The sequence below is a fragment of the Paenibacillus sp. BJ-4 genome, assembly GCF_020404765.1.
Taxonomy (GTDB): Bacteria; Bacillota; Bacilli; order Paenibacillales; family Paenibacillaceae; genus Paenibacillus.
Window position 1 is genome coordinate 14,114 of the sequence record NZ_JAIVEM010000004.1, and the last position, 13,589, is coordinate 27,702.

The window sequence follows — 13,589 nt, forward strand, 5'->3', positions numbered from 1 at the left end:
AGCTGTGAACTGCAAAAAAGTGGAGCCGCTGCAGTGGCCCCACTTTTACTATATTTCTAATGATGTGTCTGCGTCTTCCCTGCTCCCTCAGGAAGCAAATCTGCACAAGCCCGCTCCAAATAAGGATCAGCATGAATAAAATCCCGAAATGCCGTGTATTCACGCCATAGAACGGACTTTTCTCCCGCTTGACCTTTGACGGCACGAATCAGAATATTTTTAGGTGTGTGCTCCATGTCGATAAACTCCAGCAGCTGTGTCCGATATCCCATCATATCCAGGAGCTTGGCCCGGATTCCATCCGTTGCCAGTGCAGAAAAACGCTCCTTCAGAATACCATGAGAAAGTAATGGCTCCAGCACGGGATTTTCCAGCTGGCCAAACAGCTCATGCTGGCAGCACGGAACCGACAAAATGACGGACGCTCCCCAGCGCACGGCCTTTTCCAGCGCAGCATCCGTAGCTGTATCGCAGGCATGCAAGGTAACGACCATATCTACCTGCTCCAGTTCGTTATAATCTGCGATATCACCGACCAGAAACTCCAATTGGCGATATTGCAGCTTTTGCGCCAGAAGGTTACAGGTTTCAATGACATCTGCCTTCAAGTCCAAGCCGACGATCTGTAAAGGTCGTTTTTGCTGTACAGCCAAGTAGTGATACAAGGCAAAGGTCAAATACGATTTGCCACAGCCAAAATCCACAATCGTCAAAGGACGGCCTACGGGAAGGCTAGGCAGTACATCCTGCACCATTTCGAGGAAACGGTTGATTTGACGAAACTTATCGTACTTGCGAGCCAGTACCTTGCCATCCTCATTCATAATCCCCAGCTCAATCAGGAACGGGATTCGTTCCCCTTCCTCCAGCACATACTGCTTTTTGCGATTATGAGACAGGTCGGCTTTACTTTTACTCGGTGATTTTGTCAAAATGGAAACTTTATATTTTTTACTGATCAGCACCTGATAATCCGCATTCTTGGCACATAAAAGTCCTTGACGGAACGTATCCTCAAACAAGGCGGTCATGCGCTCATTAGCTTCGTCAGGGCTTAGGTTTTCATGAATGACTTTGTTGCTGTAATGAAAAGCAAACTGGTAATGCAGCTTGTTTTTCAATTCCACAGGCTTGATGTGTACTTTAGTAAAGGAAGCATCCTCCCGTTTGCGAAGCTGACTTAGCGTCGCGGTTATAAGAGAACCTCCTGTGGTCAATTGGTATATAAGTTCACGCAGTGAATCCAAAAGGTACATCTCACTTTCTTTCATGTAATTGGGTGATCTCGGCCAAACCCTCGATGACTTCCTGGCGTGAAATTCCACCCCGCTCCAGTTCCGTATTGGTCTTATCCAGCAATTGGCTGTAAAATGACTTTGCTTCCGACAGCAGCTCTGGCTGCTCCCATGCCAGTCCGAACCAAACATCAGCAGCTTCGTCCAGCCTGTCTTCACGCTCATAATAAGCAGCCAACAGCTTACTGGTTTCAGGGGGCAGCTCATATTCACGCACCAGATTCACGATACACGCAATCCGTTCAGGCAGGACCTGTAGCTCACGAGTTGCGCCGTGCGAATCGCTGTACAAATATAGATGAAGAGATTTCATCAGGATTCGTATTCCTTCGTCTGTTCTGTCGGTTTCCAGGTAAATCACGGCTTCTTCTTCCAAAATACGTGCCACCTGCTGAAGCTTATCCGCTTCAATTCCAGGGCCCAATCGGAAAAGCTCAATCATTTGTTCCGGCGGCAATCGTCTGAGCAAATCTGAACGAAGACGAAACTGCTTGTTGAGCAGGTCATCTAGTTGCTTCAGCGCTTCGATATGTTTATTTTCACGCCTTAGACCGAGCACCGTTGCTACTGCGGATGTCAATTCTTCCATCATACTGAGCAAATAATCTTTTCTAAGCAAGCCGTTCCCTTCCTTTCATCCCGATGCCTAGACAACCAGGAACCCCGTTCCTTCTGATTGTAAGACATCCTTCTCCAAAAGCCAAATACCGCCGCCATGCAGTAATCCGACTTATAACAATTGCACTCAGTTTATAGCATCAGTGATCTGGTAGTCAGAATGCTCATGTATGGCATCCGACATTCCGACAGTACAATGCTTTGTAGCCGATCATGTGACTGGTGAAATACAAGTGTTTTAAAAATTTTATATTGCTTCTCCGTTAGTATCATGTTATTTTTGTTTCATATGAAACGAAAATAATCTATTATAATTAATTGATTAGTATGTAAAATGTAAAATTTATTTTCTACAGAAACAAAATCTTTAGTTAAATGTTTTATGGGAAAGGATGATGGAGTATGGGTAAACAATTCAGTTCGATTTTACCGGAGCATAAAGAGTTCATACAGCGACAGCATATGTTCTTTGTAGGATCAGCACCGCTATCCAAGGCAGGGCACGTTAATCTTTCTCCCAAGGGATATGATTCCTTTCGTATTCTGTCAGACCATGAGGTAGCCTATCTCGACTTGTCGGGAAGCGGCAACGAGACAAGTGCGCATCTCATAGAAAACGGACGGGTAACTATTATGTTCTGCGCATTTGAGGGCGAGCCCTCTGTATTAAGGCTCTACGGTACTGGCACAGTCGTGCTGCCCGACACAGAGCGATGGAATGAGCTGTATCCTCTCTTTGACCCGCTTCCCGGAGCAAGACAAATCATTGTTATTGACGTTCACATGGTACAAGATTCATGTGGCTTTGCGGTCCCCTTCATGACTTTTACGAGCGAACGGGAAAAGCTGAAGGACGTGTCGATTCAAATGGGCGAAGAAGTAATTAAAAAGTATGCATACGAGAAAAATTTGGAAAGTATTGACGGTTTGCCGACGGCGTTTGCCTTGAATAAAAGCAATATGAATTAGACGCCTGGCAGAAATCCGAAACCCGAATATATAGTTGCTGCATCTAAGACAATTTGCAGCACAAAAAAACCGGAGGCATCTTATTATCAGAACAGATGCCTCCGGTTTTGGAGTTCTTCTCCAGGCTTACTTTTTCAAATTTTGTTCCAAAAATGACAAGATTGCATTAGCTAATAATTCAGGTGCTTCAAACAGGCTCATGTGACCCGCTGTCGGTATGGTAACCTGAGTTACCCCGGGCCGATCCGTTGTAAACGTGCGGGCTGGAGGAACTGCATGATCCTGCTCACCTGCCACTAAAAGGGCTGGCAAGACTGAACCTGACAGCACATCTCGACGGTCAGAACGCTCACGCATAGCCAGTGAGGTTCCTACAGCCCCTTGCGGTGGCGTTTTATAGCCAATTTCTTTGGCTTTAAGGAGCTGTCCGGGCATAGACTCCACATGGTCTGGAGCAAACAGCCCGGGTACGAGACCGTCTACAAAGCTTGTAATCCCCTCTATTTGAATGGTGGATACAGCCTTGTTCCGCTTTTCTTTACCTTCCTCGGTATCCGCATAAGCAGTTGAGTGAATTAGCCCAAAGGCTGTAAGACGCTCCGCATATCTCTGTACTGCAGAAAGCGTCAAATAGCCGCCTAAGGAGTGACCGAACCAGGCAGCCTGCGGGATGTCCAGCTGCTCTTGAAGTTTAAGCACATCGTCTGCCATTTGATCAATGGTATAGGCCCCGAGCGGAGCATCGCTGCGCCCATGCCCACGCAGATCTGGAACAATACAACGATAGCTTCGGGATAACAAGGGAACAACCTCATCCCAATAGGAGGAGCTTCCGCAAAATCCGTGCAGCAGAATGATCGGTTCTCCTTTCCCCTGTTCGGCATAGCAGATCGTCGTTCCTTCGCACAATACCTTCTTCATGTGAAACCCTTCCTTCTCTGTATATAATCTATTGGAGCTGAATATATTAGTAAGTAGAATATGCTGATGTATATTATTAAGCAGACCATCAATATCTGAAACGGTAGCCATCTGGAAAATCTTGCGTTGCTGCTCTTAGTCCAAATTCAGAGGCCGCGGCGTGAGCAATATGTGCAGCCATCGTCATGACGAGGTGGAGCGATGTCATTTGCAAGGTCCAATAGGGCTTGGGGCTGCGCTCGTTCACAATAGCTGCGACGCTGTAATGTCCGACAGACGGCAGAGCCAGTCCAACGGAGCGGGCCGGGGTCAACGGCTCGCGTGCAGTAAGAAACATCCCCGTCGATCCCTGTTGTCCAAGACAAGCGTCTATGGCGATGACGTGATGATCCTGGGGAATACGCTCCAGATACGAAACCAGATGATCCGCGTCACACGGCTCCGTCAATGTGCCAATTACGTGCGGAAACCCCTGCTCCTTAAGCATGGTGCCAACCAGCGGCCCCAGCGAGTCACCTGATGAACGATCCGTACCAATACAAACAAAGGTCAACTTATCTATAGTATGCTGATCATGAATTTCCCGAAAAAACGGTAAGAGTCCCTCACGATCTGTTTTTTCTACATTACGATCTAAGGGGGAGCGACCAGATGCGGAAGCTCGATTATACAAAGACACCTTTGTCCATCCTCCTTGATTCTGTTGTTTATCGGCATTCTGGCTTTCAGTACATTCTACAACAAAAACATGATACAATACAGGCAACTTCCCCTGTTATGAAAGGATGGAACATTAACAATGGATTTGTCTGTACCGTCTCATGCCAACATTGAGTATATGATTGAAGGTATTAAAACCAAGCTTCGTATGGCGAGTGGAGCTGCTATGCAAGCCTCCGCTTTCTCGCTGGAGCAATATGAGGACATTTACGATGTCTATGATATGGTGATAAGCAAACCTAACCTGAGTATCTCAGAGGTTGAAGCCGTCGTCTCTGAACTGGGCAGATTACGTAACCCCTCCTGATCACCCGTACGACAGGGCGTTTAATGCCTTATGACCTATCTTTTTTTGGCAACACTGATGATGTGCATAAATAAAGCTCGTATCTCCGGTCGCATCAACAGAAGCGCAGCGGAATACGAGCTTTATTTTTATCATTCAATATATATACATTTTTATCCATTTTGTCATTTGCCATTTTTTCATTCACCTGTAGAGGTCTCAAGGCAAATCCGTCAACACCAATTCAGACACATCCTCATTGCCCGTAGCTTGTATTTTTAATGGACATCTTTTATGAATCCGCGCGGCATCACCGGGCCCTAACTGAAAGTCGCCGTCTTTACATGTAATTTCTACATGACCGCTAACGACGTAAATATGGGTGCGTCTCTGCTCCTGCTGTGGATACTCAAGCTGCTGTCCATTTTCCAATCTGCTCAGATACAGATTTACATCCTGTGCGATGATTAGTGCACCTTCCAATCCGGAGCCGGATACGACGGGCTGAAGTCGGTTTAACCGCTCACAATGTTTGAAACTATGCACCTGATAGGCAGGCCGAATACCTGGACTCTCGGGTAAAAACCACATTTGCAAAAAACGGACTGGCTTTTCGTCCCTAATATTTCGCTCTTCGTGTTCAATCCCGGTGCCTGCACTGATAACCTGAATGGTGCTGCTTTTCAAATCCTGCTCATGCCCCAAGCTGTCACTATGATGTAGCTGGCCTTCGATTACATAGGTGACTATTTCCAGATCGTGATGCGGATGTCTTCTAAACCCTTGCTGCGGTTTGAGCTCATTATCATTATGAGCTAGCATACAGCCAAAATGAGCATTGCTCGGATCCTCATAATCCGCAAACGAAAAGCTAAACTCGCTATGAATCCATCCTTTATTTGAGGTATGTCTCTCTGCCGATGTCACTACTTTAATCATCCCTAGCACCTCCATGGATTCCAGTTCCGTAAAGCAGCCTTTACTTTGTTCTTCTTGTCCCACTTCAGGCCCTGGCATTTACAAACGCTGTGATACGATCCCTTTACCCCGGGCTTATATACGTCAATCAGCCTACGCTTCAGTCAGGTTTTTGCTTTCAATTTCATTATTCGTTAAGTTTATAGTACAACATAATACATCTATCACTTAGCCATAAGGAGGAGATTGACTATATATGCTACTTCAAGAGCCTCAATCATTCCGTTTCTTGCCAAGTTATTTACGCCGCAGTCTGTATGCGTCTATCGTCATGATTGTTGTTTTGCTTCTCATTGCCTACTTGATCCGATGGATCGGCACAGCTCCTTTTTTACATTGGGATGAACGTATTCAAAGTGTGATTTTTCCAGAGAAGACCACTACTTATTACAGCCTGCTCCCTGTTGCTATATTCATTACATCCTTCGGTTCATTCCGTATATCGTTGCTCGTTGCCCTCGGCGTTGCCGTCTTGTGCTGGGTATATTTTCGGTCAAAGACTTATTCCTTTGCAGTCATAGGCAGCTTTACGGCGATGTGGGGACTGAATGCGCTCATCAAAGAAATTTTGCAGCGAGAGCGCCCGGCACTTCAACATTTGGTAGAAGCCGGAGGTTACAGCTTTCCCAGTGGACATGCCATGATCTCCATGGGATTTTACGGAACCCTATTTGCCATTTGGGGCATAGAACGTAAGATTCATAATCGTCCGCTCTTCCTTCCGTGCGTCCTTGGTACACTGCTCATTCTTTTGATTGGGCTGAGCCGCGTATATTTAGGGGTTCACTTTCCTACCGACATTGCGGGTGGCTATCTGGCGGGTATCATTTGGCTGATGTTTACCGTTCCTGTGCTTTACTGGCGAGCGTGTCTACGGCCTTCTTCCCCTTCCTCTACTCCTCGCCTGTAAGCCTCGCCTGTAAGCGAAGCCGGATGGCTTGTTGTTTCACTCAAGGTCCCTGCGTTTATATACGAAGTAAGCATGACAAAGCAGCACACGAAGCTTTCGTATTATCAAAAGTATTATGCTTCTGTGAGACTGAAGGATAAGGGAGGCGATCCTTGTGTGGGGAATTGTACTAAGTGTTATCATGGCTATTATTATCGGATTAATAGGCGATGCGCTGGCTGGACATGAAATGCCAGGCGGCATTGCAGGCTCCATGATTGCCGGATTTGTAGGAGCTTGGCTCGGTGTCACCCTATTGGGAAGCTGGGGTCCGGTCATTGGTGATTTTGCAGTCATTCCCGCCATACTCGGAACCGCATTGTTCGTGTTCCTGCTTGGACTTGTGTCCAGGCTTTTAAGAAGGGCTACTTAATATTTATATATATTTTTTTATTATATAAAAGGAGTGATATGACATGAGTAACATGGACAATCAAAATACGGTAGGCAATACTTCAAGCTTTGCAAAGGGTTTATTCATCGGAGGTTTAATTGGTGCTGCGGCAGCCCTGCTGTTCGCACCGAAGCCAGGACGTGATTTGCGCAGCGAACTGTCTGATAAAATGACGATTGTATCCGATAAAACAAAAGACGTCGCATCTGTAGTCAGCAGCAAAGCGACGGATTTAGCCAAAACCGTTTCCACCAAAACAGCAGATGTAGCCAAAACAGTAGCCGAGAGTAAAGACAACATCGTATCCAGCGTAGCCAAAGCTTCTGCCGATGTTGCTGATGAAGCAACCAAGGCAGATCAAGAGATTATGGATGCAACAGCCAAGGCAGCCAAGGATTCGCAAAAACAATTGAATGCAACATCCTAGTAGCCAAACGTTCTGATTACAACAGGAATAGATCTTAAACACTGAACAGCCAGCATGCAAGAAGCTGGCTGTTTTTTAAATGATAGAAGGGCAGGGATGACGATGAACAAGCCAAACTCATATGGAGATGATCTTACCGCAAACAACAAAAGAACCTTTCATCCCCGACAAGCTCAAGATCAACCAGAGGTTTCATCCAAGCAGGCTTCCTCAGCTCATAATCCTGTTAAAAAGCATATTCGAGAAGAGGATTTTGACGTTAATGAACATCCTTTTGAGCTACGACATGAGATCAAGCGGCTTAACAAACGGTTAGATCAAATCGCAGATACGCTGGAAAGAGCAGAATTTCGTGATATTCTGGAGAACTACTCCAGCACTAAACGAAGAATTATGAGTAACCTGACGGCAGGGATTGCACGGGGACTTGGCCTCACGCTGGGTACAGTGGTTATACTCGCCTTACTCGCCTGGTTGCTTAGCTTCCTGGTACAGCTAAACCTTCCGGTCATCGGAGATTATATCGCTGAATTGTTGGAATATATTAAAATGAGCCAAGGTGGTAAGTGATCATTCCTCCATCAATCCTATAAAAACGATCCATTGTAACCGTAGCGTGCTCCTACAAGAGCCTCAAGTTACAATGGATCGTTTTTTATCTTTATATTGCAGCTGCTAGGCGGCCGCTACAATTTTCTGCGCTTGTTCGTTTTCAACAAGTCTCCTGTCCACCCCTTCATCATTAGCCAGCCATACATCCCCGCCATACTCAGCAGGGTCGCTGCAATCACAGCGGTAAAGCCCCAGCCTGTTTCAAGCCAGGGCAGATTTTTAAAGTTCATGCCCCAAATGGCCCCCACTACGGTTGCGGGTGTAAACACGGCAGTTACAATGGTAAGCGTCTTCGTAATCTCATTCCCCCTAAACGCGGAAATGGCATCGTCAATAGAGATCAGCGTGTCGATCTCCTTTTCATAATGCCGGAAAAGCCCCTCCATCCGGGTGACACGGTAAAGTAGCTGCTTAAAAAAGCGGTTCTCCTCCAGCTTTTCGAGATACGCCTCTCGGGAGGCTGTTACCAGCTCTGAAAAAGGAATAAACATATTGCTCCAGTACAACAGCTCGAAACGCGCATTCAATATAGAATCCATCAGTGTGCGTGCATTTCTTCTCTCCATGTCCTCTTCCAGTTTTCTCAGATTGATCTCGAACTTGTCCATCCCTGTATGAAAATAATGAAGCACGGCTCTGGCCAATACAAACATGCCGTCAGCTGCGTTCTCACACTGTGCAAGCATTTTTTGTCGTTCAGCGGTGTGCATAATTTCGCGGGTATTTTGATCCAGATTTAACGTCACCAGCTTCTGGTTCAGAACCAAAAAATAAAACTTGTTGCAATTACGCTGACTGTCGATCTCCTCCTGAACGGAATAGATCAACGACCCGCACATCAAAGGCCGAATGGCATCTGGGAAGCGAACAGAAATAAAGCTTGAGGGAATGTCCTCCACCTTATTCAGCCATTCTGCGGCCTCCGGGAGCTTCCCCTTCAACTCTTGTATGACCGGGTCCTGCCAGTTCGCAGCGCTGATGTCCCACCATTCCCATCCTCCACGAAAGGAAGAAATCTGTTCAAATGCTGGCATAAATTCTATCCTTCCTCCCTTTTTTCGTTTTAAAAAGGACACGCTTCCCTAATGGAATAACGTGTCCTTATGATGTGACGTCAAATATTCGAAACGATAAATTCCATGGTCTTCTCATGAGATAGAGGAATTAGACATAATCTGCTTCAGCTTTTCTGTTGCCCGCTTCTGGATACGGGAAACACTCATCTGTGATACGCCCAACGTCTGCGCAATCGCACGTTGGGATTGGCCGTCTTGAAATGCGAGAAGGAGCACCTTTTGTTCCTGCTCTTTCAGCTGACTTAAAGCCTGCTGCAAATCCATCCGTTTTTCGACTGTATCATAATCGTTGGCCTCCGAACTGATAAGCTCACCTAATGTTGCTGCACTCTCTTCCTGGGATAAAGGCGAGTCCAGTGAAACATAATGGTAGCATTCACGACCCGCAAGCACTTCGATCGTTTCTTCTACAGTCAGATCCAAATATTCTGCAATCTCGTTCACATTCGGTGAACGTTCCAGTTTAACAGTCAGTTCGTCGATAGCATGCTGAACAAGCGCCCCCTTTTCCTTAATGCGGCGGGGAACCTGAATATACCATGATTTATCGCGTAAATAATTTTTCATATGTCCCAGCATACTTTTCATAGCATACGGCTCAAAGGGAATACCCAAGCTGATATCGTATTGCTGAAGCAGACGGATCAAGGCCATCTGACCGGTCTGATATAAATCCTCGTATAAGTCCGGGCGATTACGGGAGATCTTCCCGGCAGCCATTTTAACCATCGGCTCATACTTGCGAATCAGCACGGTAGCAATCTCGTTATCTTTGGTTTGCTGGTACTCCCAGATTAGACCAACGGCTTCATCCATCGACTCCGGGGGAGTTACCTTTTCATTCATACTTTCTCCTCACTTCTGGTTAGACGCTTTATCAGCACCACTTCTGTACCTTTTCCAGCCTCATTCAAGATATGGACATCATCCATAAGCGCCTGCATGAGATAAAAGCCTAGTCCGCCCACCTGTGCATCATTTAGCTCCTTGTCATGCAAGGATGCCATACGGGACGGGTCCTCTACCCGTTCAAAGCTCTCCCCTTCATCTTTGACACGGATAGACAACGAAGCTTCGTCAAATTCGAATGTCACTTCCACGACTCCTCCCTTATGACCATATGCATAAAGGACAGAGTTATTACATGCTTCCGATACAGCCACTTTCATGTCTTCAATCTCCTCATAAGAGAATCCCATTTTCGCGGCAATACCGTATAAATTTAATCTTACAATATCAACAAAGTCAGCAGTGGCGGGCAAATTAAGAACTACTTTTTGAATTTGAGCGTTCATTTCTTTTTCTTTCCTTTCCTATTGGGAATTCTCCTGAGGGACAAAGAATTTGGCAATACCGGTCATATCGAACAGCTTTTGAATTTGAGGCGGTACCTCCTGAACGGCAAACCGAGACTCCATCCCGTGTCTTGCTTTTAAAATAGATAACAAAATGCCGATGCCCGTGCTGTCAATGTATTTAAGGTCTCTCAAATTAATAATCAAATCCTGGCTGGATTCCTCTACCAAAGGCTCCATCACCAGACGAAAGTCAGGTGCTACCGAAAGATCCAATTCTCCACTCAGATACACGATATTTACGCCATCGCTCGTTTCTGTAATTGCATTGAACTTTTCATTTTTATTAGTATTCATAGGCCTACGCTCCCAAAAAAAGATTTCCCTACATACTAACCCATTATACGGGTCCTTGAATCACGCTATAACCTTTTCAGCAGCTTCCAAATGCCACCAGCTAAGCTTCATTGATTTGATTTTTGCCTGACCGCATCGGGAAATGATCTGGAGAATGCCGTAGCAGCACCTGTTTTACACTGCTGATTTTAACAGGCTTGCTAATATAATCATTCATACCGGCTTCGATACAGCGAGGCTGAATACCGTCCATGACGTTAGCCGTCATGGCGATAATGGCAGGTTGAGATCTTCCAGCCAGCTGTTCACGCACTCTGCCTGTACACTCCAGACCGTCCATCACGGGCATTTGCAGGTCCATAAAGATATAGTCATAGTCCTGATTAGTGATAACCATATCAAGCGCCTGCTGCCCGTCAGCCGCAACGTCTGAAGCCAAACCGAGCTTATCCAGTATATTAACCATCAGCTTCTGGTTGATCGGATGGTCATCCACGACCAATACAGGTTTACGGCTTGGGGTCTCCTCATGCGGAATTTCCCAATCATGACTGGACTCTCCCTCCAGTTCATTTTCCTGAGCAAAGCCCATCTTCATTGTAAAATGAAACGTTACACCCTGTTCTCCGCTCGTATCTACCCGGATATCCCCGCCCATCATATTGACCAGCGTTTTGCATATGGCGAGTCCCAAGCCGGTCCCTCCATATTTACGTGTCATTGAAGAATCAAGCTGGGAAAAGGGCTGAAACAGCCTTCCAACCTTAGCTGGCTCAATACCAATACCGGTATCCTTCACAGAAAACTCAACGGTAAGTCCCTTGTCGCTACGCTCTTTGACAGAGGCAAAGACATATACACCGCCTTGGTCTGTAAATTTAACGGCATTGGATACCAGATTAATCAGTATTTGACGCAGTCTTCCCATATCTCCATACAGCACGGAAGGCATCTGCTCATCGAGAAAATAAACCAGCTCCAAATTTTTTCGGTTCACTTCTACCGTAAACAGGCTGAAAACTTCCTTGATACAGGAAACCAGTTCGAATGGATATTCCTCTACTTCCATTTTGCCTGACTCCAGCTTGGTAAAATCCAGAATATCATTAATGACCGCAACAAGCGCGTCTGCACTGCGGCGGATGATATCAGCATATTCCTGTTGATCGCTTTGCAGCTCCGTCTCCATCAGCAAATCAATCATGCCAATGACACCGTTCATAGGTGTGCGAATCTCATGGCTCATCATCGCCAAAAACTCCGTTTTGGCATTGGCCGCAATTTCCGCTGCCTCCTTGGCGGCAATCAGCTCGCTGTTCATCTTCTCCAGCTCCTGAGTCTTCTGGTGAAGCAGCATAGACTGTGTCTTCAAGCGCTTGTTGGTCAAATACATTTGCACAAAGCCATCAATTTTGGACTTGAGAATTTGAGGAATGAATGGCTTCACCATATAATCAATCCCACCCGCTGAATAGCCTGCAAACAAATGTTCAGCTTCCTTGCTGTTAGCTGAAATGAAGATAATCGGAATATCCTTTGTTTTCTCTCTGGCCTTAATCAGCTTTGCAGTCTCAATTCCATCCATACCCGGCATTTGCACATCAAGAACTACAAGTGCGAATTCATCTTTTAACAGACATCGCAGTGCTTCTTCTCCGGATGTAGCTTTTACCAGATTATATTGTTCACTCTCCAGCACCGCCTCAAGAGCGAGCAGGTTCTCAGGTCTGTCATCTACCAGCAATATATGAATCGGTTCATGAAGCCCCATGGAATCCTCCTAAGCATCTCTATTTAATCTTCCGGTATATTTTTTCTAACCGGTCCAGCGGCTCGTAGGAATCACTATAATCGGTAAAATGTATGGATTCCTTGGCCCCAAGCACCAACACGCCAAAATGACTCAAGCTATCATAAAACAACCCATGTACGTGGTTGCGAAGTTCGTCGTTAAAATAGATCATGACATTCCGGCAAAAAATAACATTAAATTCATTAAAGGACCGGTCTGTCGCCAGGTTGTGCTCCGCAAAAATGATGTTTTTACGTAAAAAGGGGTGAAACATCACTGAATCATACTTGGCTGTATAGTATTCAGAGAACGATTGCGTGCCCCCTGACTCCAAATAATTTTTGGTATACAGCTTCATTCGATCAATCCCGTATACGCCTTCCTTCGCCTGCTGTAAAGACAGATTATTCATATCCGTCGCATAAATACGGGCCTTATCATATAAGCCCTCCTCATGCAGCAGGATCGCCATAGAGTATACTTCCTCACCTGTAGAGCACCCTGCATGCCATATTCGAATGTACGGATACGTCCGCAAAATCGGTATGATTTTCTGCCTGAATTTCAAAAATAGCTCCGGGTCGCGGAACATCTCGGTCACTGGAATCGACAGGCTCTGTACCAGCCTGTCGAAGGCGCTGCGGTCATGCAGCACCTTCTCCTGAAGCCCTGATACCGTGCTTACATTCTCGGACTGTGCATGATAATAAATACGCCGCTTGATCGAAGGCAGAGCATAATTGCGAAAATCATAGCCGTACAGTCGATGTATTCCTTCCAGCAACAGCTCAATCTCAATCATTTCCCGCTCCGTGTCATTCGATTTTGGTTCCTTAGCAGCATTATCCGCCATATCCTTCGATGTCATAATCTCTCTCCAATTCCTAAATAGGTTCTGCC

Annotated in this window: 17 protein-coding genes; 6 read left to right on the forward strand and 11 right to left on the reverse strand. The window is 45.9% G+C overall.

What is annotated here, in order from left to right; genetic code table 11:
* Nucleotides 1-56: 56 nt before the first annotated feature.
* A complete protein-coding gene (locus tag LCF57_RS00100; protein ID WP_225998894.1) occupies nt 57-1,271 on the reverse strand; it encodes a class I SAM-dependent methyltransferase in 1,215 nt (404 codons plus the stop codon).
* Complete coding sequence (locus LCF57_RS00105; protein ID WP_225998895.1) at nt 1,258-1,914, reverse strand: DUF6483 family protein; 657 nt, start codon at nt 1,912-1,914, stop codon at nt 1,258-1,260. The genes LCF57_RS00100 and LCF57_RS00105 overlap by 14 nt, the downstream gene beginning before the upstream one ends.
* Before the next feature lie 401 nt (nt 1,915-2,315).
* Between LCF57_RS00105 and LCF57_RS00110 the strand changes: the two genes are divergently transcribed.
* On the forward strand, nt 2,316-2,882 hold the full coding sequence (locus LCF57_RS00110) for a pyridoxamine 5'-phosphate oxidase family protein (protein ID WP_225998896.1): 567 nt from the start codon (nt 2,316-2,318) through the stop codon (nt 2,880-2,882).
* 126 nt (nt 2,883-3,008) lie between these two features.
* Here LCF57_RS00110 and LCF57_RS00115 read toward each other — a convergent pair whose 3' ends face one another.
* Together LCF57_RS00115 and yyaC are read right to left on the reverse strand one after the other, a co-directional pair.
* Entirely contained in the window at nt 3,009-3,803 is a 795-nt protein-coding gene (locus LCF57_RS00115) for an alpha/beta fold hydrolase (protein ID WP_225998897.1), read from the reverse strand.
* Between the two features lie 88 nt (nt 3,804-3,891).
* Nucleotides 3,892-4,482, reverse strand: a complete 591-nt coding sequence (gene yyaC, locus LCF57_RS00120; protein WP_225998898.1) for a spore protease YyaC — start codon at nt 4,480-4,482, stop codon at nt 3,892-3,894.
* A gap of 120 nt (nt 4,483-4,602) precedes the next feature.
* On the opposite strand from yyaC, the gene LCF57_RS00125 reads away from it, so the two are divergent.
* The gene (locus LCF57_RS00125; protein ID WP_225998899.1) at nt 4,603-4,830 is read left to right on the forward strand and encodes a DUF1128 domain-containing protein; all 228 of its coding nucleotides are present in this window, start codon (nt 4,603-4,605) and stop codon (nt 4,828-4,830) included.
* Between the two features lie 198 nt (nt 4,831-5,028).
* On the opposite strand, the gene LCF57_RS00130 is transcribed toward LCF57_RS00125, so the two are convergent.
* The gene (locus LCF57_RS00130) at nt 5,029-5,826 is read right to left on the reverse strand and encodes a pirin family protein (protein ID WP_225998900.1); all 798 of its coding nucleotides are present in this window, start codon (nt 5,824-5,826) and stop codon (nt 5,029-5,031) included.
* Nucleotides 5,827-5,983: 157 nt separating this feature from the next.
* On the opposite strand from LCF57_RS00130, the gene LCF57_RS00135 reads away from it, so the two are divergent.
* The 4 genes from LCF57_RS00135 (at nt 5,984) to LCF57_RS00150 (ending at nt 8,127) form a co-directional block, all read left to right on the forward strand.
* Nucleotides 5,984-6,697, forward strand: a complete 714-nt coding sequence (locus LCF57_RS00135) for a phosphatase PAP2 family protein (protein WP_225998901.1) — start codon at nt 5,984-5,986, stop codon at nt 6,695-6,697.
* 154 nt (nt 6,698-6,851) lie between these two features.
* Complete coding sequence (locus tag LCF57_RS00140) at nt 6,852-7,109, forward strand: GlsB/YeaQ/YmgE family stress response membrane protein (RefSeq protein WP_225998902.1); 258 nt, start codon at nt 6,852-6,854, stop codon at nt 7,107-7,109.
* A gap of 43 nt (nt 7,110-7,152) precedes the next feature.
* Nucleotides 7,153-7,557: a YtxH domain-containing protein gene (locus tag LCF57_RS00145; RefSeq protein ID WP_225998903.1), complete on the forward strand. Its 405-nt coding sequence runs from the start codon at nt 7,153-7,155 to the stop codon at nt 7,555-7,557.
* Nucleotides 7,558-7,653: 96 nt separating this feature from the next.
* Entirely contained in the window at nt 7,654-8,127 is a 474-nt protein-coding gene (locus LCF57_RS00150) for a DUF5665 domain-containing protein (protein WP_225998904.1), read from the forward strand.
* A 116-nt stretch (nt 8,128-8,243) separates the two neighbouring features.
* Here the strand turns inward: LCF57_RS00150 and LCF57_RS00155 are convergent, their stop codons facing one another.
* From LCF57_RS00155 to LCF57_RS00180, 6 genes are all read right to left on the reverse strand, one after another.
* Nucleotides 8,244-9,203 (reverse strand): magnesium transporter CorA family protein, encoded by a 960-nt coding sequence (locus LCF57_RS00155; protein ID WP_225998905.1) that lies wholly within the window; start codon nt 9,201-9,203, stop codon nt 8,244-8,246.
* A gap of 114 nt (nt 9,204-9,317) precedes the next feature.
* Nucleotides 9,318-10,091, reverse strand: a complete 774-nt coding sequence (locus LCF57_RS00160) for a sigma-70 family RNA polymerase sigma factor (RefSeq protein WP_225998906.1) — start codon at nt 10,089-10,091, stop codon at nt 9,318-9,320.
* Nucleotides 10,088-10,540, reverse strand: coding sequence for an anti-sigma B factor RsbW (gene rsbW, locus LCF57_RS00165; RefSeq protein WP_225998907.1), 453 nt, complete (start codon nt 10,538-10,540; stop codon nt 10,088-10,090). Before rsbW ends, LCF57_RS00160 begins: the two co-directional genes overlap by 4 nt.
* Nucleotides 10,541-10,558: 18 nt before the next feature.
* Entirely contained in the window at nt 10,559-10,897 is a 339-nt protein-coding gene (locus tag LCF57_RS00170) for an STAS domain-containing protein (protein WP_225998908.1), read from the reverse strand.
* Between the two features lie 100 nt (nt 10,898-10,997).
* On the reverse strand, nt 10,998-12,668 hold the full coding sequence (locus LCF57_RS00175; protein WP_225998909.1) for a response regulator: 1,671 nt from the start codon (nt 12,666-12,668) through the stop codon (nt 10,998-11,000).
* A gap of 19 nt (nt 12,669-12,687) precedes the next feature.
* On the reverse strand, nt 12,688-13,557 hold the full coding sequence (locus tag LCF57_RS00180) for a CheR family methyltransferase (RefSeq protein WP_225998910.1): 870 nt from the start codon (nt 13,555-13,557) through the stop codon (nt 12,688-12,690).
* Nucleotides 13,558-13,589 lie beyond the last annotated feature (32 nt).

Coding starts and splice junctions, on each gene's coding strand:
- LCF57_RS00125 (WP_225998899.1), top strand. CDS start 4,603: ATGGATTTGTCTGTACCGTCTCATGCCAACATTGAGTATATGATTGAA.
- LCF57_RS00150 (WP_225998904.1), top strand. CDS start 7,654: ATGACGATGAACAAGCCAAACTCATATGGAGATGATCTTACCGCAAAC.
- LCF57_RS00175 (WP_225998909.1), bottom strand. CDS start 12,668: ATGGGGCTTCATGAACCGATTCATATATTGCTGGTAGATGACAGACCT.
- LCF57_RS00135 (WP_225998901.1), top strand. CDS start 5,984: ATGCTACTTCAAGAGCCTCAATCATTCCGTTTCTTGCCAAGTTATTTA.
- LCF57_RS00115 (WP_225998897.1), bottom strand. CDS start 3,803: ATGAAGAAGGTATTGTGCGAAGGAACGACGATCTGCTATGCCGAACAG.
- LCF57_RS00145 (WP_225998903.1), top strand. CDS start 7,153: ATGAGTAACATGGACAATCAAAATACGGTAGGCAATACTTCAAGCTTT.
- LCF57_RS00170 (WP_225998908.1), bottom strand. CDS start 10,897: ATGAATACTAATAAAAATGAAAAGTTCAATGCAATTACAGAAACGAGC.
- LCF57_RS00180 (WP_225998910.1), bottom strand. CDS start 13,557: ATGACATCGAAGGATATGGCGGATAATGCTGCTAAGGAACCAAAATCG.
- LCF57_RS00130 (WP_225998900.1), bottom strand. CDS start 5,826: ATGCCAGGGCCTGAAGTGGGACAAGAAGAACAAAGTAAAGGCTGCTTT.
- LCF57_RS00100 (WP_225998894.1), bottom strand. CDS start 1,271: ATGAAAGAAAGTGAGATGTACCTTTTGGATTCACTGCGTGAACTTATA.
- LCF57_RS00160 (WP_225998906.1), bottom strand. CDS start 10,091: ATGAATGAAAAGGTAACTCCCCCGGAGTCGATGGATGAAGCCGTTGGT.
- LCF57_RS00110 (WP_225998896.1), top strand. CDS start 2,316: ATGGGTAAACAATTCAGTTCGATTTTACCGGAGCATAAAGAGTTCATA.
- LCF57_RS00155 (WP_225998905.1), bottom strand. CDS start 9,203: ATGCCAGCATTTGAACAGATTTCTTCCTTTCGTGGAGGATGGGAATGG.
- rsbW (WP_225998907.1), bottom strand. CDS start 10,540: ATGAACGCTCAAATTCAAAAAGTAGTTCTTAATTTGCCCGCCACTGCT.